The following is a 21,603-nucleotide window of genomic DNA, read 5'->3' as shown; positions in this document are numbered from 1 at the left end:
GGAGATATTCCCGGTATTGTATTTAGTATCAGTCCCGCTTTGCCACCGGCGCAAACTTTCCGTCCAGCACGTTTGCCAGATCCTGCGGGGCCAGTTCAATATCCAGACCGCGCTTGCCGCCGGACACAAAAATAGTGGCAAACTCCTGAGCGCCTTCATCAATCAGGGTCGGCAGGCGTTTTTTCTGTCCCAGCGGGCTTATTCCGCCGAGCAGATAACCGGTCACTTTCTGGGCATTTACCGGATCTGCCATTTCAGCTTTTTTCGCCCCCAATGCTTTGGCAACCGCTTTTAAATCAAGCTGTTCTGATACCGGCGTGACAGCGACGGCGAGATGTTTATTATCCCCGTTCAGTGCCACCAGCAGGGTTTTATATACCTGACCGGCATCAAGATTGAGTTTGCGGACCGCTTCATCACCGAAGTTATGGTCATTCGGATCGTGCTCATAGGGATGCAGCGTAAATGCAATCCGGTTTTTTTCCAGGAGTTTTACAGCCGGTGTCATAGTATTTCCTTGCTGATAATTCAGACGGCAGAGTCACAAGGTCTGCCAGTTTAGCACAAAATTGACGGCAGATTATGCTCGCCATACAGATGCAGCGCACCCACCGCCACCACATAATTTCCGGGCGGCAGTTGGTTCAGGCGGGTTTTCCACGCGTCATTGCGGCTTATCATCAGATGCTGATAAGTCAGCTCACTGAAGGTTTCCGGCAGCGGCTGAGCCATTTTTTCCGGATGGTAATCCAGCCACCAGCCGAGCATAATTTGCAGGGCGCGGGCATTGTCATGCCAATAGGTCAGTGTATCTTCCAGCAGGCTCATGCCTTCATCCGGAAAATTGAGCAGCATCTGCATCTGAGATTGCGTGCCTTCCAGTTCAAACACCGGGATATTTTGTCCGTGCGCCGCGTTCAGCATCTGATAATCAATTCCGTAATGCGGACGCAGCCCGAGGTTTTGTGCCTGGGTGGATTGCAGGATCAGCGCGATTTGCCAGGCGGGCAGGGTATCGAGTGTTTCTGAGGGCTGCCGTTGCTCTTCACAATAGCGGCGATAATCATCCCGCAATCCCTCTGGTAAGCGCTCACTTACGGGGCGGCGTATATACTCCGGGTCCTGCCCGGGAAATGACGGCGCAGGTTGTGTGATATCGGCTTCCACAATCAGACCATCGGCATGCGCAATTTTTTTCAGCAGCGGACCGGGCAGCGGAGACATATTTTCCGATCCCATATGTATCGTGCCGACCAAGTGGAGTGCAATGCCCCCGGGCAGCGTGATATCAACGGCGGGCCAGGTATAAATCCCCTGCGGATCTGACGAAAGCAGGTATTCTTTCAGCCGGTGGAACAGTTTTTTCATGACGACTCCTGTCGTGACTCATTCCCTTAGTTGACTGCAATCGTAACAAATTTTCAACCCTGATTAATAATATATGATTAATTAGTAAGAAAAAAATAAGGGAGCGAATTATTCGCTCCCTTATTAGTTTGCACCCAACGTCATTCAGGATGCAGGCAGGCGGCAAGCTGAGTGCAGCCAACGAACCTGCGGTTTGAATGAATAAGGGTATCGTTATTAATCTTTAGGTTTAAACCTCAGCAGCCGGTTAGCATTACTGACCACGGTAATCGAAGAGAGTGCCATTGCCGCACCTGCAACCACCGGGTTGAGCAGTGTGCCGGTGAACGGAAAGAGTATTCCTGCCGCGATCGGTATCCCCAGCGAGTTATACACAAAAGCACCCAGCAGGTTCTGCTTCATATTGCGCAGTGTCCCTTTTGAGATAGCCACGGCATCTGCCACACCATGCAAGCTGTGGCGCATCAGGGTTATTGCGGCAGTTTCGATGGCGATATCACTGCCGCCGCCCATGGCGATCCCCACATCCGCACGCGCCAGCGCGGGTGCATCATTAATGCCATCCCCGACCATTGCCACTCTCTGCCCGGCTTGCTGCAATTTTTCAATTGCGGCTGATTTGCCGTCCGGCAGCACACCGGCGATTACATCATCAATACCTGCTTCTTTTGCGATAGCCCGGGCGGTGATTTCATTATCCCCGGTCAGCATGACCAGGCGATATCCCTGCTTACGGAGCCGCGCGAGAGCGCTGATGCTGTCTTCCCGCAGCGGATCACGGATGGACAGAACAGCGGCAATTTTGCCGTCTGCCGCCAGCATCACCGGCGTCACGCCTTTACCGGCCTGTGACTGAACCAAGGCATCGGCTTGTGCGGTGGTCGCGATATTCTGCGCATTCATCAGGGCATGGTTACCAAGCAGGAGTGTCCGGCCTTCTGACTCCCCGCTGATCCCCATTCCGGCGAGCGTACGGAACTGTGTGACAGACGGCACTGAGAGATCTTTTGCCCGTGCGGTAATAGCGCGCGCCAGCGGGTGATTAGAACCGCTTTCCAGAGCTGCCGCCCAGCGCAGTACATCCTCTTCACTGTAACCATTAAAAATATGAATATCAGTAACCTGCGGCATTCCCTCGGTCAGAGTCCCGGTTTTATCGAAAACGATAGTATCCAGGTTACTGGCCTGTTGCAGTGCATCCGCATCCCGTACCAGTACACCAAACTCAGCCGCACGTCCGACACCGGAGATTATCGACATCGGTGTTGCCAGACCCAGCGCACACGGACAGGCGATAATCAGCACCGTGGTAATAATGACCAGTGCATAGGTTATTTGCGGCGCAGGACCAAAGACATACCAGATGGCACCGGCGATCAGGGCGATCACCACCACAACCGGCACAAACACCGCTGAGATTTTATCGGCTAACTGACCAATCTCCGGTTTACTGCTCTGTGCCTGACGCACCAGTTTTATGATGCGCGCCAGTGTGGTTTTGCTGCCGACAGCCGCAGCACGGAACAGTACGGTACCATCCTGCACGGTTGTTCCGGCTGAAACCGAATCACCAATGGTTTTTTGCTGCGGGATGGGCTCCCCGGTCAGCATGGCTTCATCCATCCACACTTCGCCCTGTGTTATCTCACCATCGACCGGCACCCGGTCACCGGTGGTCAGACGCAGGATCATACCCGGCTGAATCTCTGCCAGCGGCAGATCTTTCTCACCTTCAGGCGTTACAACCCGTGCGGTCGGCGGAGTCAGATCCAAAAGCCGCTCCAGTGCTTTTGATGAGCGCTGGCGGGCGCGCTGTTCCAGCATGTGACCCAGGTTTATCAGACCGACTATCATGGCACTGGCTTCGTAATAAAGATGACGCGCCTGTGGCGGAAAGACATCCGGCCACAGATTGACAGTAATAGAGTAAAGCCACGCGGCACCGGTGCCGAGCGCGACTAAGGTATCCATCGTCGCACTGCGGTTTTTCAGTGATTGCCATGCGCTGCGGTAGAAATGCCCGCCTGCGGTGACCATCACCGCCAGGGTCAGCACACCGATGGTGAGCCAGATCCCGTTGTTGGCGGGCGTCAGCATCATGTTGTCGCCGATCATGCCCCAGATCATCACCGGAACACCCACTGCCAGTGCGACAACGGCCTGCCAGCGGAAGCGTTTCATGTTTGCTGTCGCCACTTCCTGCTGACGCTCACGGCGCTTTATATCATCCTGAATCAGCTCTGCGCCGTAACCGGCTTTCTCCACTGCCGCGACAAGCGCATCAGGTGAAGCGTGTCCGGTGACCAGCGCGCTGCGCTCTGCCAGATTAACGCGGACGTTTTCCACGCCGTCCACACTGAGCAGGGCTTTATTCACTTTACTGACACAACTGGCACAGGTCATGCCGTCGAGCAGAAACGACAGGCTTTCATCGTCATCTGCAATATCCGCCATTACCGGGGTGTTGTCCGGGGTGGCAGGAATGTCGCAATGTGCCGCTGATACCGTCTCATCCGAAGATGTGACCGGTGTCAGCGGTTCAGTTTTTGGGTGCTGGTTTTCTCCTGCCACCGCTGCCTGAAAACCGGCGGCTTCCACCGCACTTATCAGAATCTGCGCATCTGCGCTGCCATACACTTTGGCTTCTTTGGTATCCACAACAGCGGCGGCGACACCGTCAACGGCTTCTAATGCACTTTGCGTTTTCGCAGCACATTTCATACAATTGAGCCCTGAAAGCTGCAAAATTGTACCGGGATGCTCTGCCACCTGTGCTTCATAGCCGGCATCTTCGATTGCGCTGATAAGCGATTGCGGATCGGCATCACCGGTGACTTTTGCAAATTCAAGGGTGACAACGGCGGATTCAACATCCGGACGGGCGTCCAGCACTTTTTTTTACACTGCCGACGCAATGCATACAGGTGAGTCCCTGTAATGCAAGAATAGTCGTATTAGCCATCTTTTTTTCCTTAACTGTTTCGCATCATCACCCCGCAGTAAACCCGGGGGGTGACAGAGAAAAAATTCCGTTCGGGGGAATGGGAATTTTGATTTAAGATGATGGTAAACCTTCCTTCAAGGGTAAGGTCAAGGAGAAGTTATGAATATCAGTGATATTGCACAAAAAACGGGTTTAACGCCAAAAGCTATCCGTTTTTACGAAGATAAATCTTTGATAACACCCCCGGATCGGGGTGAGAACGGCTACCGCTATTTCAGTGAACGCCACCTGGATGAGCTGACATTGTTGCGTCAGGCGAAAGAAGTGGGCTTTACGCTTGATGAGTGCCGCGAACTGCTGGCACTGTTTCGTAATCCGAACCGCCATGCGGCAGATGTGAAATCTGCCACACTGAGTAAAGCGAAGCAGATTGAAAAAACCATTACGGAGCTGAGTGCTATCCGTGACCGCCTGCTGGTGCTGGCGGAATCCTGTCCGGGCGACGACAGCGCAGACTGCCCGATTATTGAACATCTTTCAGGGGGCTGCCGCCACAGTAAACCCGCCTGTCATAAGTAATATTTTCCTCAGTGCGTCTGCCGGTCCCGGCGGGCGCCTTTTTCATCTGAAACAGTTAAGTTTTGCTTACTTCTGCCGATAACAGATAAAACCCCGGCGTTTTTTACAATCCGGTGCCACGCCGGATGACTCGGGGTTCTCTGCCCGGAACGGGCGGTGAATATCGTGCGGGATAAGTAAGCTGAATTGACTAAATTACCGGTATTACCGATATTGCTCTGCCGCATTGTCTGTTGCATAGCCTTGCCCGCGATATTTCTCTGTCGGGCAGCGATTGCCGCACCATTTCCTTCCGTGCCTGACAATCCGGGCGTTGATGCCTCGCGCCGGGCATTGCAGGACACCACGCACCAGGTAAATGACCTGCTGGAACAGCAGGCTTATCAGCAACTTAATAAATCTCATAATACCAAACCGGCGGCGGAATCTGTTCTGCAACTCGCCGGGAATGACCACTGTCTGCCGGTGACCGGTGTGTATCTTTCCGGGATTACGCTGTTATCACAGGCGGATCTCTCTTCGCTCTCTCCACTGCCTGCGCAGTGTATCCGCAGCCGGGATATCAATATCCTGGTTGCAGAGCTGATGGAGCGTTACCTGGCGAAAGGTTATATCACTGCGCGTATCCGGTTTTTGCCGGTCAATACGTACCAGGAAATCGGGATCGGCGTAACCGAGGGCATTATTGAGCGGATCGACGGCGCAGACGGCGGGATTAATACCGCGATGCTGTTTCCGTCACTGACCGGAAAACCGCTGAAAATAACCGAACTGGAGCAGGGGCTGGATCAGGCAAACCGCCTGCGATCCAATCATGTCACGATGGATATTCTTCCCGGAAAGCTGCCGGGCGGCTCGGTTGTGCATCTGAATAATCAGCGCGGCACACCTTTGTCCCTCTCTCTTACGGCTGATAACTACGGGCAGAAAAGTACCGGGCGGCGTCAGATGCGCGCCACAGCATCAGCAGACAGTCCGGCGGAGTTATCGGACTTTCTCAGCCTGAGTGGCGCAACCACGACAGATGACCGGAAAAACCGCTACAGCCGTTCCGGGATGCTGTTCTATTCCGTTCCGTACGGCGCGCTGACCGTCAGCACTTACGCCAGCATGTCCGGTTACCGGATAGACCAGGCTTTGCGTTATAACCGGGTCATTTTACACGGAGACAGCGCGCAGGCTGCGCTGCGGGCAGACTATGCCATTTTCCGCAACCAGACCCGGATTGATTCTCTGATGGCGCAAATCACATACAAACGCAGCCGCAATTATATAAACGACACACTGATTGGCGTCAGCAGCCCGTCCCTGAGCATCGCGGAAGCCGGTTACACCGGGCTGCTTATGGTGCCGGGCGGTGTTATCAGCACTACGCTTTCGGCGGAGAAAGGCACGACACTGTTTGGTGCCGATACCCGGCAAACCTTACCGGGGTCTGATCCGCAATATACCAAAGGTAAATTTTCGCTCAATTATATTCAGGGCTTTTCGTTGTCGGGTGATGCGTACCTGCTCAGCAGCAATCTGACCGGTCAGTACACTCAGGACAACCTTCCGGGTGTGGAGTGGCTGACACTGTCAGGCAGCAATGCTGTCAGGGGCTTTGGCGACGGCTCGTTATCGGCGGATAAAGGGGGGTACTGGCAAAACACCCTTTCCCGCCGTTTTGTCCGGCAGGGCGTCGCTTTGACGCCGCGTGCCGGTGTGGACTACGGACGGGTGATGGCTCAGACCGGACATGCGGGATGGCAATCTGCCACCGGGGTTTCTGCGGGCATCAATTTCAGTTACGGCGGAGCACTGCTGGATGCGGAAATCAGTCGTGCCCGTACAACTGCCGCGGCAATGCCTGCGCAGGATACGTTATTTTCCCTGCGTCTCGGATATCAGTTCTGATCACATTCGTCTGTTGTTGGATGGTAAGGAAATAATATGAAAAAAGAACGGTTTAAACTCTCTTCTTCCGGAAAAATCGCCGCGTGGATGGCGCTGGCGTTTGTCACCTTTAACTGCAATGCTGTGGGTATTGTGGCGGATACGGGTCTGAACGGACCCGGGGTTTCTCAGGTAAACGGAACAGATATTATTAATATTGTGGCACCGAATAATAACGGACTGTCACATAACCAATATCGTGATTTTAATGTGGATAATCAGGGGGCGGTCTTTAATAACGCCCTGAACGGCGGGCAGTCACAGCTTGCAGGACATCTGGAGGCAAACAATCACCTGAACGGGCAGGCGGCCGGGGTTATCCTCAATGAAGTGATCAGCCGCAATCCGTCTCTGCTGCTGGGGCAGCAGGAAGTATTCGGCATGGCGGCGGATCTGATCCTTGCGAACCCGAACGGGATCAGTTGCCAGGGCTGCGGATTTATTAATACCAACAACGCGGCGCTGGTGGTCGGTAATCCGTTGATTGACAAAGGGATGATCAATGCCTACAGCACGCTGGATAATTATAATCAGCTGACGATCGGCAACAAAGGGATCGCCACCGGGCAGGTGTTGGATCTGGTTGCGCCCGCTATTAATGCAGACGGAGCGATCCGCGCCGGTACGCTGAATGCGATCACCGGTAACAATATTGTCTCCGCCGATATGCAGACGATTACTGCCGGGAAAAATGCCGTACCGCTGGACAGTTACTATCTGGGCGGAATGCGGGCAGGACGTATCCGCCTGGTGAACACCGCGCAGGGCAGTGGTGTGAAACTCTCCGGAACAATTGATGCGGTGAATGGTTTTGATGCGCAGGCACAAGGCGCGCTGACACTCACGGCAGCACAGGTAACCGGCGGGGATATCAATCTGAACGGCGGTTCGCTGCGTACAGAAGGTCTGTTGCGCCGTGACCATCATCAGACAGAGAATAAACACAGCGGGCAGACACTCACAACCACCACAAACCAGGCGCGCTATACCCGCACCACGCTGGACGGCAAAAATATCACCTTAGTGGCAGCACAGGATGCGCGACTGACCGGGACTGATGTGACCGGGCAGAATGTCACTATTCAGGGCGCGGACGTCACTCTGGACAGCGACCAGGTCGCGCAATCAGAAAGCCGGACCCATAATCAGTGGAAAATGTCCTGGGAGAATAACGAAACCCGCAAAGATGAAAGTGTAAATCAGCAAACCACGGCGGTTCGTGCCGCCGGTGATATCCGTATTACCGCTAAAACCGGTGATATTGTGATGAAAGGGGCAACCGCAGACGCGGGCAATCATCTGAGTGCTGATGCAGCGGGCAGTATTCATCTTCAGGGCGTGAAAAACACCCGTACACAAACCGTGTCCGGCAATAAACGTAATGAATCGGCAAAACTGCACAGTGGCACATGGGCAGATGTGACCTCCCGTGAGCAGCTTGTCAGAACGCAGCTGAGTGCGGGCGGAAACCTCGGACTGAATGCGGGCAGTGATATCAATGCACAGGCAGCAAAGGCACAGGCCGGGCAGGATATGATCCTGAACAGCCGCAATGACCTGCGCATCGGCACGCAAACCGCCACGCAACATGAGGGACACACCAGTAATATCACCTCCTGGGGCGGGATAGGCGGCGGGCAGCGTAAAAACACGGCAACCACAGAAGAAGCGGCTCAGGGATCTGAATTTACCGCAGGCGGTAAACTTCTGCTTTCCGGCGGGAACGCCGTGGTGGTGACCGGCAGTAAAGTAAAAGGCACACAGGACAGTCTGGTACAGACCGGGCGCGGTAATCTGGTGATAGAGAACGGTGTCAGCCGGACGGCACAACATATTGATAACCGTAATGGCGGCGCATTTAATATCACCAGCAGCACGCTGCGCGAAAACAGTGAAGATACCCGCATTGTGCGCAGTGAGCTGAAATCAGATGCAGATCTGCGGCTGGCAGGGAAAAATGATATCACTATCACCGGCAGTCTGATTGAAAGTGCGGGCGCACTTCACATTGATACCCTTGGTGATATTAATGTCCGTGCGGCGCAGGCAAAAAAACAGTCTGACAAAACAGAGACTGAACTGAAAATCAGCGGCTATGCCAAAGAGCAGGAAGATAAACAGTACCGCGCCGGGCTGGATATCCGCCATACCACCGACTCTGAAAAACAGGAAACAGTTCAGAATCAGGGAAGTGAACTGAAAGGCGGCAGTGTTACCGCGACTGCCGGGAACGATATCACTCTGACGGGCTCATCTCTGACAACGACACAAGGTGATGCTGCGCTTTCGGCGGAGAATATTCACCTGAATGCGGCGGACAACAGCGACACCCGTACTCAGCAGAAAAAGGAAACGCACGGCGGGGTTTATCTCACGGGCGGAGCCGATAAAATCGGCGGCGGACTGAGTGTGGGTCATACTGACACCCGACAGGAGCAGGAGAAGCATCAGGCTGTAACATCCGGCACGCAGGTGCAGGGTGATTTAACTCTGACCGCTAAAAATACCATTACACAGGAAGGTGCGGCACACACAGTCGGCGGAAAATACACCGAAACGGGTGATACCGTTGTGCATCAGGCCGCGCACAACAGTGATAAAACCACTGAAACCACCAAAGGCGGGGAAGGTAATCTCGGTATTTCTCTTGATTACAGTAAGATTTCCCGTCCGCTGGTGAATGCCGGTGAAAAAGTGGCAGAAGGAAATATCGCTGCCGCCGCAGACAGCACAAGTGCGGTCGGGCTGCCGGATATTGGTGTGGATCTGAGTGGCAAAGGTGAAAACCGTCAAACCGTTACGCAGAACAGCAAAGCGGTGACCACCACGATTCAGTCCGGATCCACGCAGATTAAGGCGGGGAATAGTGTCCGCGATGAAGGCACGCAATATCGTGCAGATAACGGCGGTATTGTGATCGATACCGGCGATTATCTGTCAGCCGCAGCGGCAGATAGCCATCAGGAGTCTGCCAATGTTGCTGAAGGCTCCGGCAGCCTGCGTGTTGCGACCTCCACCGGACAGGATATTTCTGTCAGTGCAGAAGGTCGCGGACGTAACCACGCCACCACGGAAAGCAGCAGCAACGCAGTAACCGGTTCACTCTCTGCAAAAGAGGGTATTACTATTAACGCCGGGCGCGATATCACGTTGCAGGGCGGTACATTGCGCAGTGATGAAAGCAATGTTGCGCTGCGGGCGGGGGATAATCTGACACTGGATCAGGCTAATGACACCCACAGCAAAACAGTTAACGGATTTGATGCCAATGCGAAGGTAAATGTTGAATCAGTTAATCTGAAAAATGCGGGCGGCGGTCTTGGCGGCGGACGTGAAGTATATAACGAAACCGGCACAACGGCGAAAACCGGGCTTATCGATGGCAGCAAAGGTGTTGTTCTGCAAGCCGGAAATGACCTGACACTCAAAGGTGCTGATCTGAGCAGTGACGGGGATATCACGGTAAAAAGCGGGCACCGGACCGATCTCAACAGTGCTGAAAGCACAAATACGGTTACCGGTCACAAGTGGAACGCGGGTGTGCAGGGCAGCGGCGGTAACACCGATACCGGCAGTAAACTCGGCGGCGGTGGTGACTTCGCTGTCAGTAAACAGGCAGAGAATCAAACTGATCAGCGCGGCGGCAGTATCCGCAGCGGGGGAACCGCGTCTGTTTCCGCAGACGGTATGCGCGGTGATGCTCTGCATCTGAAAGGGACTCAGATTGATGCACAAAATACCGCACTGACAGCAAGGGATGGCGGGATTGTCATTGAATCAGCCCAAAAAACCACAGACAAAGCCAACTGGAATGCGGGCGCAAACCTGAACATCGGCACCAGCCGCAGTAAGGAAAACCCGGAAACCGGCTCGCGGCATAATGTCAGCGCCGGGCTGAAAGGCGGGATCGATAACAGTCAGACCGTGACACAGAAAAATGCGTCAGTTGAAAGCAAAAACCTGACACTGAACAGCCGGAACGACACTCAGATCCTCGGGGGAAATGTTACGGCGGATAATGTCAGCGGGCGTGTCGGCGGGGATCTGGTGATAGAGAGCCGGACCAATACGCAGGCAGTCACAAAGATGGATGTTGATCTTTCTCTCAATAATACGAATGAGGAGAGCAGCAGCACAACGGCAAAACTGGCGAATGCCGGAACACCGGTGTATGCGGATAAAATCAAAGCAAGCCTAGAAAGCGGATTGGACAGTGCCGCTGATTCTGTCAGAGACAGCGCCGGTTCCGGCGCAGGCGTTGTGGCGGATAAAGTAAAATCCGGACTGACGGCACCTGCCGGAACCAGCGGAAAGATCAAAGGTGCGTTTGAAACCCGCTCAGTTGAGCAGGTGAGACAACAATCCGGACTGACAGCCCGGGAGCAGGGCACTCTGCGCACCGGCGGCAGTACGGTTCTCACCGGGGCTGCAATTGGCGGAATAGCGGATGTGGCAAACGGGCGGACAGAAACCCGCTCAGTGGCGGTAAAAAACACCGGCACCCGTGTTCACGGCGAATTGCCGCTCAATGCCGGGCAGGCAATCAGTGCGGTCAAAGACGGATTGCTGAACGGGAAATCCCCTGTAGGCATTTCGGTCACGGATGAGCATAGCAGCGTGGAAAGTCGGGTGAAATAATCCCGTCTTTGCTCTGTAAAACCAAACGGCTCTTCGCTATTAAGGAAGAGCCGTTTTTTTTAATATAACAGTGATTATTTATTTGTGTTAATTAAATAACTAACTGATGTATATAATTTTATTTTCTTATAATAAGTTATAAGAAAGCATATTGTTTAAGGAAAAGTGAAATTTTTATAACAAGAGATATCAGGTGATATCTGTGTATACTGTGTTTATAAATTGTACGTAATGAGGCGCTAATATGAAGAATGAAAAATCATCACTACAAGCCAGCGCCATAATGCCAAAACTTATTCCAACCGCCGGGTTTAACCGGAATCTGAACTTGCCGTCTGAGAATAATGAACAAACAAAGCAGTTTTTGATAGCGGGTGCTCAGGATTTTATATTACCCGGATATCCGGCAGAGAACGGATATCGCTTTGTTAAGTCAATAAAAAAAACATCACTACAGATTGATTACTGACGGAGATACTCCTGAAACGGTTTACGTGGTTGAACTTCGTTTCAGAAATGACATTGTTGCCGGCAAAACAACGTGTACGCAAATCAAAGTCTGGCGTACTACAGCAGACAAACACCGGCTTGCAGTGGCTGACCTGCCAAGGCACTTTTTCAGTTGGCTACTGGAAACCTATCATATTGTTATTACAGATGAAGAACAAACCGGAGATGGTCGTCGTTTTTGGGAAGTTATGATCTCCTGGGCACAGGGAGCAGGTTTTTATGTCTATGTTTCAGATGGCGGGAAGCAGGACAGACCGTTATTTATTATTCACGATACAGAATCATTTTTTGAATACTGGAGTGACTTTTGTTGGGGACATGATCCTGATATTCATACACACAGACTAATTATTATCAGTAAAACAGAAATCAGATAGTTATGTTTTTTTATTTGTTTCATATTCTGCATTCCCTCTCCCGATCAATTCCTCTGCTAAAAAAAATAACCTGAGATTTTAACCAAAACAGTCATCCGTAATTAAAACGTAATTTAGTGAATTACACCATGTTTTGCGAATAAAGCAGTGGTTGACTTTGCATTATGCGATCTACGTAAAAGAAAATTTAGTTGGTAATGGATAGCGTAAGCGCAATTCATAACGCAATGGAAGGTCTTTTCTATGAAACGTAGTATTTTATCTCTGGCTGTGGGTGTTGCTCTGGTGATTACTGATGCATCTGCATGTACCACTATTTTTGTCGGGGCGGACGCCTCTTCAGATGGCGCACAATATATTGCCCGTAATGAAGATATGAACCCGGCAAACCCGAAAGTGTTGCAGGTGAATCAGGAAAAAGTAAATAAAGAAACAGAGTTTAAAACGAATTTAAATAAATTCACGTATACCCTGCCGGAAAAAGCAATGCGCTATACCACTATTCCGGAGTGGAATGATAAAGGCCAGTTCCGTTTCAGTTCTAACGGGTTTAATGATGCCGGTGTCGGGATCAGTGCTACAGAAACCATTTTTGCCAACGACGCATCTTTAAAAATTGACCCGTATCTTGAAGACACCGGGATTATTGAAGATGCTATTCCGGATGTGGTATTACCGTATGTTTCCTCAGCAAAAGAAGGGATCATGCGTTTAGGTAAAATCATTGAAGAAAAAGGCGCAGGTGAAGGGTTTGGTGTCGCCTTTATTGATAAAGACGGGATCTGGTATTTAGAAACCGGTAGTGGTCATCAGTGGATGGCGGCTAAAATTCCTGCGAATACCTATTATGTAACGGCAAACCAGGGTCGTCTGGAAAAGTTTGATATCAATGATAAAGATAATTACCTTTCATCACCGACACTGATTTCCTTTGCAGAGAAAAACGGATTATATGATCCGAAGAAAGACGGCGAATTTAATTTCAAAAAAAGCGTATACAAAAGATAATGCGAAAAGCGACGGTTATTATAACTATCCCCGCGTATTAGTCTTACAGAAGATGTATAACCCTGAAACTAAAACCGATTTTAAAGATGTAAAATCTAACGATCTCCCGGTCTTTTTAAAACCGGCTAAAAAACTGGGTCTGGAAGATATTAAAAACGGGCTGCGCAATCATTATGAAAATGTAGGTACATCACCTTACGCAACCACCTATCCGGATACAACAAAACGACCTATTTCTGTCTTCAGAACTCAGCATTCCCATATTTTACAGGTGCGAAAAGACTTACCAAAAGAGATTGGTAATGTCCGCTATATTGCATTCGGTATGCCGACACTCTCTGTTTATGTCCCGGTCTATTACGGACCAGACAGCTATGTGGAAGCTTATACAATAGGGTCACCGGAAACCGATAATCTCTCAGCGCACTGGAAATTCCGTAAATTACAGACACTGGCAATGATCGATTTTAATAAATATTCGAAAATTGTGCAGGCGGAATACAGTAAACAGGAAGCTCAGTTTGCCAAAGAACAGCAGGCAATGGAAAAAGAGTATCTGAGTATCTACAAAACGGATCCGGCAAAAGCGAAACAGTTATTGCAGGGTTTCCAGAACAAAGTAATGCAGGATGCGTTAAATACCACTGATAAGCTGACTAATATTATTCTTCAGGACCTGACTAATTCAGTGAATGAGCGCTACCGTTTTAAAGGTGCCTAAAATACGCGTCATCCTTCGCTCTGTGGCTGTGTTGGCTTTGTTCAGCTACCCCGGTCACATACTGATGTATGCTCCCGGGGATATCTTCACTTCGCCGCCTTGCCACAAAACGAATGATTTAGCGTAATGTCTGAATAAGTTAGTGTGCGTCATCCTTTGCTCTGCAACGGCGTTGGCTGCATTCAGGGTATCGGGTCACTGTATTTTTGATCAGTAAAAAAACGGCCTCTGTTTTCACAGAGGCCGTTCAGATATGACAAAGATACTGCTGCGTTACCGGCTGACGGCTCTGACGGTCAGCGTAATGCCATCAACAGCGATCACTTCCACTTCTGTACCGGCAGGAAGCGGGGTGACACTGTGAATACGCCAGCTGCCGTCCGCGAGGCGGATGCGGCTGAAACCATCTTCAGTATCGGTCAGCAGATGTGAGCGCAGACCGATAAGCTTATGGTTCACCTGGTTTGGTGTTGTGCTGTCGGGCCGCTGGCGGCGGCGCTGCCAGTTACGCCAGAGCACCGCACAGACCACTGTCATTGCGGCAAAAATAATACCCTGCCACTCCCAGCTCAGACCCGGCACCAGCCAGACCAGCAGCGCGACAACTAACGCAGCCACACCGCTCCACAACAAGTAACCGCCGGTTCCCAGCATCTCCAGGATCAGGAGAATACCGCCGAAACAGAGCCAGAACCACATTGCCTGCGATGCGATCAGTTCAATCATGCAGATTTACCCTGACTGTTTTTATCTTTTGATACATTAAACATTTCAGCCACGCCGCCGATAGCACCCATCAGGTTGCTGGCTTCAAGTGGCATCATGATCACTTTGCTGTTGTCAGCAGAACCGATTTTAGCCAGTGCATCGGTATATTTCTGGGCGATAAAGTAGTTAATTGCCTGCATATCACCATTTGAAATTGCATCAGAAACCATCTGAGTTGCACGGGCTTCCGCTTCTGCACCACGCTCACGGGCTTCTGCTTCCAGGAACGCAGACTGGCGTAAACCTTCCGCCTTGAGGATCTGAGATTGTTTCTCACCCTCTGCTTTCAGGATGGCCGCCTGACGGATACCTTCCGCTTCCAGGATATCAGCACGCTTGGTACGCTCTGCTTTCATCTGGGCGTTCATCGCTGAAATCAGTTCTTTCGGCGGACGCACGTCACGGATTTCGATACGGGTGATTTTAATCCCCCACGGGTTAGTTGCTTCATCAACAATATGCAGCAGGCGGGAGTTGATAGAATCACGCTGAGACAGCATTTCATCCAGTTCCATCGAGCCAAGCACGGTACGGAAGTTGGTCATGGTCAGGTTGATGATAGCTAAATTCAGGTTACTGACTTCATAAGCCGCGCGAACCGGGTCAACAACCTGAATAAAGCAGACTGCATCGATAGTTACGTTGGCGTTATCGCGGGAAATAACTTCCTGTGACGGAATATCAAGTACCTGTTCCATCATGTTGATTTTACGACCAACGCGATCCATAAACGGGACAATAATGTGCAGACCCGGCTGCAATGTTTTAGTGTAACGACCGAAACGCTCAACCGTCCATTGAAAGCCCTGCGGAACGGTTTTGACGCCCGTTGCTACGATAATAACGGCGATTAAAATAATAATCGGGACAAAACCCAGCGAGAACAAATCCATGAGCCAAAATCCTTATCAGTAATGAGTCAGTTAAATAATTTATTCGCGTATACCCTTATTCATTCAAACTGCAGGTTCGTTGGCCGCACTCAGCCAGCCGGGTTACATACTGATGTATGCTTCCCGTCTATCTTCCCTTGCCGCCTGCCTGCATCTTGAATGACGTTGGGTATAGTATAATTAGTAGAGTAATGAGTATAGCTTACGGCGATAAGATGCGGCAGTACTATCCGCCGTGCCCATTGCCGCCATAATATCCATCATCGTTTTACGCACACGACCTTCCGCCGCACCCAAATCGCGTTTCAGGAAGCTGAATAACAGTGGCAGAGCTTCATCATTACGATGAACTTCATGCAGCTTCAGCGCCAGTTGTACCGCGAGTTCCGCATTTTCAGCATCTGCGGCAAATGCCGTTTGCAGCTCCTGAATTTCAGGGGTATCCGCTGCTTGTTTTTGTAATTCAATTTGAGATAAGAAACTATGATAGCGCGTATCCTGATCCTGAATCGGGACAGACTTCAATACTTTTTCAGCTTCTTCCGAAAGATTAACTTCCAGTAATGTCTGCACCAGCAGCAACGTGATCTCACTGTTGCGTTCATCAAGCTGATGCGCATCACGCAGCAGCGGTAAAGCCGCCTGAAAATCACCCGCTTCAATCAGTTCGATTGCTTGTCCTGCTTTTATTTCTGATTCATTTGGCAGGAATTTAGCTAAAAATGTGCGGATGGTTTCTTCACTCTGTGGTCCTTCAAACCCGTCAACGGGTTGCCCTTCACGGAACAAATAGGTTGTCGGCACCGCGCGCAGACCAAACTGGGATGCAATCATCTGTTCGGTATCGCAGTTCACTCTGGCGAGGATCATCATTCCGGCATATTCAGCAGCGATTTTTTCCAGAGTGACACCCAGCTCCTGACATTGCGGTGATTGCGGGGAATGGAAGAAAAAAACAACCGGCACCTGCATGGAGGCGTCAATAACCTGGCGTAAGTTGCTTTCGTTAACATCAGTGCTGTGTGTGTTATTCGCGTTTGATAACATATTCATTCTCTTAATAAATTGGCGGACTTAAAGTTAACATCTGGGCGCTGCGCTGCATTTCAAGCGGCGGGCGGTCTTTTATTCAGTATTTTATCCATCAGCCGTTGTGGCAATAAACGTTTAAGCCACATAACAATGACAGTCAGCCCTGTTACAGGATAGCGCATTTTCGGATTGCGGTGCTCCAGGGCATGAATAACTTTGTTGACCACATCTTCCGGTTTTCCGGTAAAAAGACGTGCAATTCCCGGATTTTTGATCGGTTTATCCTGCTGAGTTTGTGTGACATTGTCGGTAAAGCGCGTGGCTATGGGGCCCGGTTCAATCAGACTGACACAAATGCCGGTGCCGGTAAGCTCCATGCGCAACGCATCAGACCAGGCTTCCAGGGCATATTTACTGGCGGCGTATGCGCCGCGTCCGGGGGTGGATATCAGCCCCATAACAGAACTGGTCTGGATTATCCGGCCTTCTCCTGCGTGTTTCATCGCGGGCAGCAGCAGACAGGTTAACTGATGCGTGCCGAACAGATTAGCGGAAAATTGTCTTTCCAGGTCAGTGCGGCTGATAGTCTCTATCTGACCGTATAATCCGAAGCCGGCGTTATTAAATAAACCATACAAACGATTGTTTGTTAATGTCAGCACAGTTTGTGCCGCGCGGGCAACACTTTCCGGGGAGTCCAGATCCAACGCCACCGGCTCAAACCCGAGGCGGGTCATTTCGGCTAAATCCGCCGGTTTGCGGCAGGCGGCAAGGACGCGGTATCCCCGTAGTTTCAGTGTTTTAGCGGCACACAGCCCGATTCCGCTGGAGCATCCGGTGATCAAAACGGCTTTTTGCATTTCTTTACCTGCTTAACTGCTTATATACTCTAAACAAATCATTTAGGATAATCCGGCAACCCTAGTGTAAATAAGGCAGTAATGTTTTATCCATCCAGTCTGTAATATAGGGCTGCGCCGTTTCATTCGGGTGTATGCCGTCATCCTGTATCCATTGTGGATTTGTCACGACGGCTTCCATATAAAACGGGATAAGCGGGATGGCATTGTCCGCGGCAAGTGCCGGATAAATCGCCGAAAACCGCTCGGTGTAGCGCTTGCCATAATTCGGCGGGATGCGGATCTGCATCAGTAACGGTTTCGCCCCGGAGGCATTTACAGTATTAATAATGGTCTGAAGGTCGTCACGGGTTTGTGCGACCGGCAGACCGCGCAGACCGTCGTTGGCACCCAGTTCAATCAATACCCATTGCGGCTTGTGTTGTTCCAGCAGTGCGGGCAGGCGGGCAAGCCCCTGTGCGGCGGTATTGCCGCTGATACTGCCGTTTATCAGTGTGATGCCGTTCCCGGCCTGTTGCCAGCGTTGCCCCAGTTGTGTCGCCCACGCCTGTTCGGCGGGCAGACGATAACCGGCACTCAGGCTGTCACCCAGAATCAGTAACGTTCCGGCGGCAAAGACATTCCCGCTGAACAGCAGCAGAAAAAGGAAACAGAGATGGCGTTGGAGCGTATTCTTGAAGTTCATCATCTTATTAAGCGCGTCGGTCAGGATGAAAATGAGATCACTATATTGCAGGGTGTTGAATTGGTTGTCGAGTCTCAGGATACACTTGCGCTGGTCGGCGAGTCCGGTTCGGGGAAATCGACCCTGCTCGGGATCATCGCAGGGCTTGATGACGGCACGTCCGGAGAGGTAAATCTTCTGGGGCATTCTTTGCCTGAACTGGATGAAGAAGCTCGGGCAAAACTGCGCGCGCAGGATGTCGGGTTTGTTTTTCAGTCCTTTATGCTGATCCCCACACTGAACGCACTGGAAAATGTGCAATTGCCTGCATTGTTGCGCGGCGAATCAGAATCTGCTTCGCGGGAAAATGCCGTGCGTCTGCTCACACAACTGGGTCTTGAGAAACGTCTGAAACACATGCCCGCGCAACTCTCCGGCGGCGAACAGCAGCGCGTTGCGATTGCCCGCGCCTTTTCCACGCGCCCGAAAATTCTTTTTGCCGATGAACCAACCGGTAACCTTGATCGCCAGACCGGCGAAAAAATTGCCGATTTACTCTTTTCCCTGAACCGTGACCACGGCACCACACTGATTTTAGTCACTCATGATCTGACCCTGGCGTCACGCTGTCAGCGGCGGTTAAAACTCGCTGACGGCAAACTGGAGGAACTGGCATGATCTGGCGCTGGTTCTGGCGGGAGTGGCGCACGCCGTCTCTGCTGGTGGTCTGGCTCTCTCTGACCCTGGCGGTGGCATGTGTGCTGGCGCTCGGGCGGGCAGGGGATCGCATTAATCAAAGTGTTAATTATCAGAGCCGTGATTATTTAGCGGGTGATTTAGTGCTGCGCGGCTCTCATCCGCCGGAAACAGCCTGGCTTGTCGCCGCACAGACAAACGGTCTGCGCCTGAGTCAGCAGATGAGTTTTAACACCATGGTGTTTGCCAATGATGTGCCGCAACTGGTGTATGTCAAAGCCGCAGATGATGCTTATCCTCTTTACGGCGAATTAGAAACTGATCCGCCGGGGCTGAAACCGCAGCCCGGTGAGATCCTGATAGCACCGCGTCTGGCGGAACTGCTTTCGGTGAAACCGGGCGATAAGCTGGAAGTCGGGGATACGGATCTGAAAATAGCCGGTTTTTTGATCCAGGAGCCGGACAGCGGGTTTAATCCGTTTCAGATGGCACCCCGCGTCCTTATTCATTTAAATGATGTGAACGCAACCGGCGCGGTACAGCCCGGCAGCCGCCTGACGTACCGTGATATGTTTGCCGGTGAACCGGATGCGGTGACTGCGTTTCAGGCAAAATTTAAAGATACTCTGCGTATCGATCAGCGCTGGGTGACACTGGATCAGGAAGGCGGGGCGCTGGCGAAATCGATTGATCGTGCACAGCAGTTCCTGGTGCTCTCCTCCCTGCTGACGCTGTTACTGGCGATTGCGGCTGTTGCCGTGGCAATGTCGCACTATTGCCGCAGCCGCCACACATTGATTGCTGTGCTCAAAACACTCGGCGCAGGTCGCCGTGAGCTGCGCTACTGGGTTATCGGACAATGGGCGGTACTGATGGCGGCGGCAATGGTTGCAGGGTCGCTGCTCGGGCTGGTGTTTGATGTTGTGCTGATGAGCCTGCTCGCACCGTTGTTGCCGAAAGAACTGCCTGCTCCGGGCTGGTGGCCGTGGATCTGGGCGCTGCTGACACTGCTGGCGATCACTGTGCTGGTCGGCGCGCGTCCGTACCGTCAACTGATGCTGACGCAGCCGACGCGTGTGCTGCGCAATGATGTTATCTCCCCTGTCTGGCCGCTGCGCTGGTATCTGCCGCTGGTGGCGCTGATTGTTGCGGGTGGGCTGGCTGTGCTGACAAACGCCTCTGTGCTGCTCTGGGCGGTGTTATCGGGAGTGGTGCTGATCGCGGCTCTGCTTGCGGTGGTGGGTTACGGCGGTTTATGGCTGCTGGCGAAAATTCCGTTCCGGCAATTAAGCCTGCAACTGGCTATCCGGCGTTTACTGCGCCAGCCGGGGCAGACGTTGGTACAGACCGGCGCATTTGCGCTCTCTTTTATGCTGCTGGGATTACTGGTGATGGTGCGCGGGGATCTGATCGGGCGCTGGCAGCAACAATTGCCGCCGGACACACCCAATTATTTCCTTGTGAATATGACGCAGGCACAAATTGAACCGGTCAATCAGTTGCTTGCAAAACATAATGTAACGCCGACAGAATATTACCCGGTTGTGCTGGCGCGGTTGTCCGGTATCAACGGCGAAACTGCGCTGGCATGGGCGGATGCGCGCGATCCCGGCAATAATACTGTCCGCCGTGAACTGAGCCTCACCTGGCACGATAAATTACCGCCGATGAATGAACTGGCGGACGGCACCTGGCCGCCGAAGCCCGGGGAAGTCTCCATTGAAATGGAAGTGGTGAAACAGCTCGGGCTGAAAGTGGGCGATACCCTGACGTTTGTCGGTGATACACAGCCATTCACCGCCACGGTCAGCAGTATCCGTCAGGTGGACTGGGAGAGTATGCGCCCGAATTTCTTCTTTATTTTCAATCAGTCATCTTTACAAAATCAGTCGGCGATGTGGCTGACCAGTTTTCATTATGAAGGTAATGACGGGTTAATTACGGCAATGAATCGTCAGTATCCGTCCATCAGTATTTTTGATACCGGCGCGATGCTCAAACAGATCCAGACTATTTTGGCGCAGGTCAGCCGTGCGCTGGAAGCGATGGTTGTGTTGGTACTGATTTGCGGCGTCCTGCTGTTGCTGGCGCAAATCCAGGTCGGGATGAATCAGCGCAGAACGGAACTGGTGGTATACCGCACACTGGGAGCCGGAAAACGCCTGTTGCGGCGCACACTGTGGTGTGAATTTGCCCTGCTGGGCGCGATGGCGGGTGTTGTCGCGGCATTGGGGGCTGAAATCGCCCTGTGGCAGTTACAGACCCGGGTGTTTGATTTTCCGTGGCAGCCGCAGTGGCCGCTGTGGATTGCTCTGCCGCTGATTGGCGGTTTCCTGCTTTCGCTGTGTGGCAGTGTGCTGGGGATCCGATTATTAGGCGATTCACAGCAATACCGCAGTTTGCAAAGTTAACAAAGGCGCATCTGATGACAACAGAGATAATTACCGGCGGCTGTTTGTGCGGGCATATTCGTTAACATAATCCGTCCCCTATTATTCTGATAGTGTGACTCGCGGACAGGTAAATTTGCCTTAAGTAAAATATACTTATCTCTCATTTGATGCGCAAAGGAAGCGGTGTATGCAATGGTGGTCCGGGCTTGTTCTGATT

At 51.8% G+C, this 21,603-nt stretch carries 15 protein-coding genes and 2 pseudogenes; 8 read left to right on the top strand and 9 right to left on the bottom strand.

Translation table 11 applies throughout. The annotated features are described in order from the left end of the window. Window positions 1-28: 28 nt before the first annotated feature. The 3 genes and pseudogenes from ybaK to copA all read right to left on the bottom strand — a co-directional run bounded on the left by ybaK (window position 29) and on the right by copA (window position 4,330). Window positions 29-508: a Cys-tRNA(Pro)/Cys-tRNA(Cys) deacylase YbaK gene (gene ybaK / locus AYY16_RS17695; protein WP_067369703.1), complete on the bottom strand. Its 480-nt coding sequence runs from the start codon at window positions 506-508 to the stop codon at window positions 29-31. 50 nt (window positions 509-558) lie between these two features. Continuing rightward, complete coding sequence (locus tag AYY16_RS17690; protein ID WP_067369700.1) at window positions 559-1,368, bottom strand: TraB/GumN family protein; 810 nt, start codon at window positions 1,366-1,368, stop codon at window positions 559-561. 216 nt (window positions 1,369-1,584) lie between these two features. Then, a pseudogene (gene copA, locus AYY16_RS17685) lies at window positions 1,585-4,330 on the bottom strand (copper-exporting P-type ATPase CopA). 141 nt (window positions 4,331-4,471) lie between these two features. On the opposite strand from copA, the gene cueR reads away from it, so the two are divergent. The 6 genes and pseudogenes from cueR (at window position 4,472) to AYY16_RS17660 (ending at window position 14,080) form a co-directional block, all read left to right on the top strand. After that, the gene (gene cueR, locus AYY16_RS17680; RefSeq protein ID WP_067369697.1) at window positions 4,472-4,891 is read left to right on the top strand and encodes a Cu(I)-responsive transcriptional regulator; all 420 of its coding nucleotides are present in this window, start codon (window positions 4,472-4,474) and stop codon (window positions 4,889-4,891) included. Window positions 4,892-5,077: 186 nt separating this feature from the next. Further along, the gene (locus AYY16_RS17675) at window positions 5,078-6,787 is read left to right on the top strand and encodes a ShlB/FhaC/HecB family hemolysin secretion/activation protein (protein WP_067369694.1); all 1,710 of its coding nucleotides are present in this window, start codon (window positions 5,078-5,080) and stop codon (window positions 6,785-6,787) included. A gap of 36 nt (window positions 6,788-6,823) precedes the next feature. Next, window positions 6,824-11,464, top strand: a complete 4,641-nt coding sequence (locus AYY16_RS17670; protein WP_067369689.1) for a hemagglutinin repeat-containing protein — start codon at window positions 6,824-6,826, stop codon at window positions 11,462-11,464. Window positions 11,465-11,708: 244 nt separating this feature from the next. Further along, a complete protein-coding gene (locus AYY16_RS21585) occupies window positions 11,709-11,933 on the top strand; it encodes a hypothetical protein (RefSeq protein ID WP_328585688.1) in 225 nt (74 codons plus the stop codon). After that, window positions 11,923-12,351: a hypothetical protein gene (locus tag AYY16_RS17665; RefSeq protein WP_328585687.1), complete on the top strand. Its 429-nt coding sequence runs from the start codon at window positions 11,923-11,925 to the stop codon at window positions 12,349-12,351. Before AYY16_RS21585 ends, AYY16_RS17665 begins: the two co-directional genes overlap by 11 nt. A gap of 243 nt (window positions 12,352-12,594) precedes the next feature. Continuing rightward, a pseudogene (locus AYY16_RS17660) lies at window positions 12,595-14,080 on the top strand (C69 family dipeptidase). Window positions 14,081-14,353: 273 nt separating this feature from the next. Here the strand turns inward: AYY16_RS17660 and AYY16_RS17655 are convergent. The 5 genes from AYY16_RS17655 to tesA all read right to left on the bottom strand — a co-directional run bounded on the left by AYY16_RS17655 (window position 14,354) and on the right by tesA (window position 18,321). Further along, window positions 14,354-14,806: an NfeD family protein gene (locus AYY16_RS17655; RefSeq protein WP_067369685.1), complete on the bottom strand. Its 453-nt coding sequence runs from the start codon at window positions 14,804-14,806 to the stop codon at window positions 14,354-14,356. Beyond that, a complete protein-coding gene (locus AYY16_RS17650; RefSeq protein ID WP_067369683.1) occupies window positions 14,803-15,741 on the bottom strand; it encodes an SPFH domain-containing protein in 939 nt (312 codons plus the stop codon). Before AYY16_RS17650 ends, AYY16_RS17655 begins: the two co-directional genes overlap by 4 nt. A gap of 180 nt (window positions 15,742-15,921) precedes the next feature. Then, window positions 15,922-16,788, bottom strand: coding sequence for a co-chaperone YbbN (locus AYY16_RS17645; protein WP_067369681.1), 867 nt, complete (start codon window positions 16,786-16,788; stop codon window positions 15,922-15,924). Window positions 16,789-16,847: 59 nt separating this feature from the next. Continuing rightward, the gene (locus tag AYY16_RS17640; RefSeq protein WP_067369678.1) at window positions 16,848-17,633 is read right to left on the bottom strand and encodes an SDR family oxidoreductase; all 786 of its coding nucleotides are present in this window, start codon (window positions 17,631-17,633) and stop codon (window positions 16,848-16,850) included. A 61-nt stretch (window positions 17,634-17,694) separates the two neighbouring features. Then, window positions 17,695-18,321: a multifunctional acyl-CoA thioesterase I/protease I/lysophospholipase L1 gene (gene tesA, locus AYY16_RS17635; RefSeq protein WP_067369981.1), complete on the bottom strand. Its 627-nt coding sequence runs from the start codon at window positions 18,319-18,321 to the stop codon at window positions 17,695-17,697. On the opposite strand from tesA, the gene ybbA reads away from it, so the two are divergent. Next, on the top strand, window positions 18,289-18,975 hold the full coding sequence (gene ybbA, locus AYY16_RS17630; protein ID WP_067369675.1) for a putative ABC transporter ATP-binding protein YbbA: 687 nt from the start codon (window positions 18,289-18,291) through the stop codon (window positions 18,973-18,975). The genes tesA and ybbA overlap by 33 nt on opposite strands. Then, window positions 18,972-21,404 (top strand): putative ABC transporter permease subunit YbbP, encoded by a 2,433-nt coding sequence (gene ybbP / locus AYY16_RS17625; RefSeq protein WP_067369672.1) that lies wholly within the window; start codon window positions 18,972-18,974, stop codon window positions 21,402-21,404. Before ybbA ends, ybbP begins: the two co-directional genes overlap by 4 nt. Here the strand turns inward: ybbP and AYY16_RS20660 are convergent. Next, window positions 21,401-21,603: hypothetical protein (locus AYY16_RS20660; RefSeq protein ID WP_208020749.1), on the bottom strand; the 203-nt coding region annotated here is incomplete at its 5' end. The two genes, ybbP and AYY16_RS20660, sit on opposite strands and share 4 nt — an antisense overlap.

Origin of the sequence: Morganella psychrotolerans, assembly GCF_001676155.1 — a bacterium.
Lineage (GTDB): Bacteria > Pseudomonadota > Gammaproteobacteria > Enterobacterales > Enterobacteriaceae > Morganella > Morganella psychrotolerans.
The sequence above is the reverse complement of the archived record's forward strand: the minus strand, read 5'-3'. Positions and strand labels throughout refer to the sequence as shown.

Coding starts and splice junctions, on each gene's coding strand:
- ybaK (WP_067369703.1), bottom strand. CDS start 508: ATGACACCGGCTGTAAAACTCCTGGAAAAAAACCGGATTGCATTTACG.
- AYY16_RS17690 (WP_067369700.1), bottom strand. CDS start 1,368: ATGAAAAAACTGTTCCACCGGCTGAAAGAATACCTGCTTTCGTCAGAT.
- cueR (WP_067369697.1), top strand. CDS start 4,472: ATGAATATCAGTGATATTGCACAAAAAACGGGTTTAACGCCAAAAGCT.
- AYY16_RS17670 (WP_067369689.1), top strand. CDS start 6,824: ATGAAAAAAGAACGGTTTAAACTCTCTTCTTCCGGAAAAATCGCCGCG.
- AYY16_RS21585 (WP_328585688.1), top strand. CDS start 11,709: ATGAAGAATGAAAAATCATCACTACAAGCCAGCGCCATAATGCCAAAA.
- AYY16_RS17655 (WP_067369685.1), bottom strand. CDS start 14,806: ATGATTGAACTGATCGCATCGCAGGCAATGTGGTTCTGGCTCTGTTTC.
- AYY16_RS17650 (WP_067369683.1), bottom strand. CDS start 15,741: ATGGATTTGTTCTCGCTGGGTTTTGTCCCGATTATTATTTTAATCGCC.
- AYY16_RS17645 (WP_067369681.1), bottom strand. CDS start 16,788: ATGTTATCAAACGCGAATAACACACACAGCACTGATGTTAACGAAAGC.
- AYY16_RS17640 (WP_067369678.1), bottom strand. CDS start 17,633: ATGCAAAAAGCCGTTTTGATCACCGGATGCTCCAGCGGAATCGGGCTG.
- ybbA (WP_067369675.1), top strand. CDS start 18,289: ATGGCGTTGGAGCGTATTCTTGAAGTTCATCATCTTATTAAGCGCGTC.
- tesA (WP_067369981.1), bottom strand. CDS start 18,321: ATGATGAACTTCAAGAATACGCTCCAACGCCATCTCTGTTTCCTTTTT.
- ybbP (WP_067369672.1), top strand. CDS start 18,972: ATGATCTGGCGCTGGTTCTGGCGGGAGTGGCGCACGCCGTCTCTGCTG.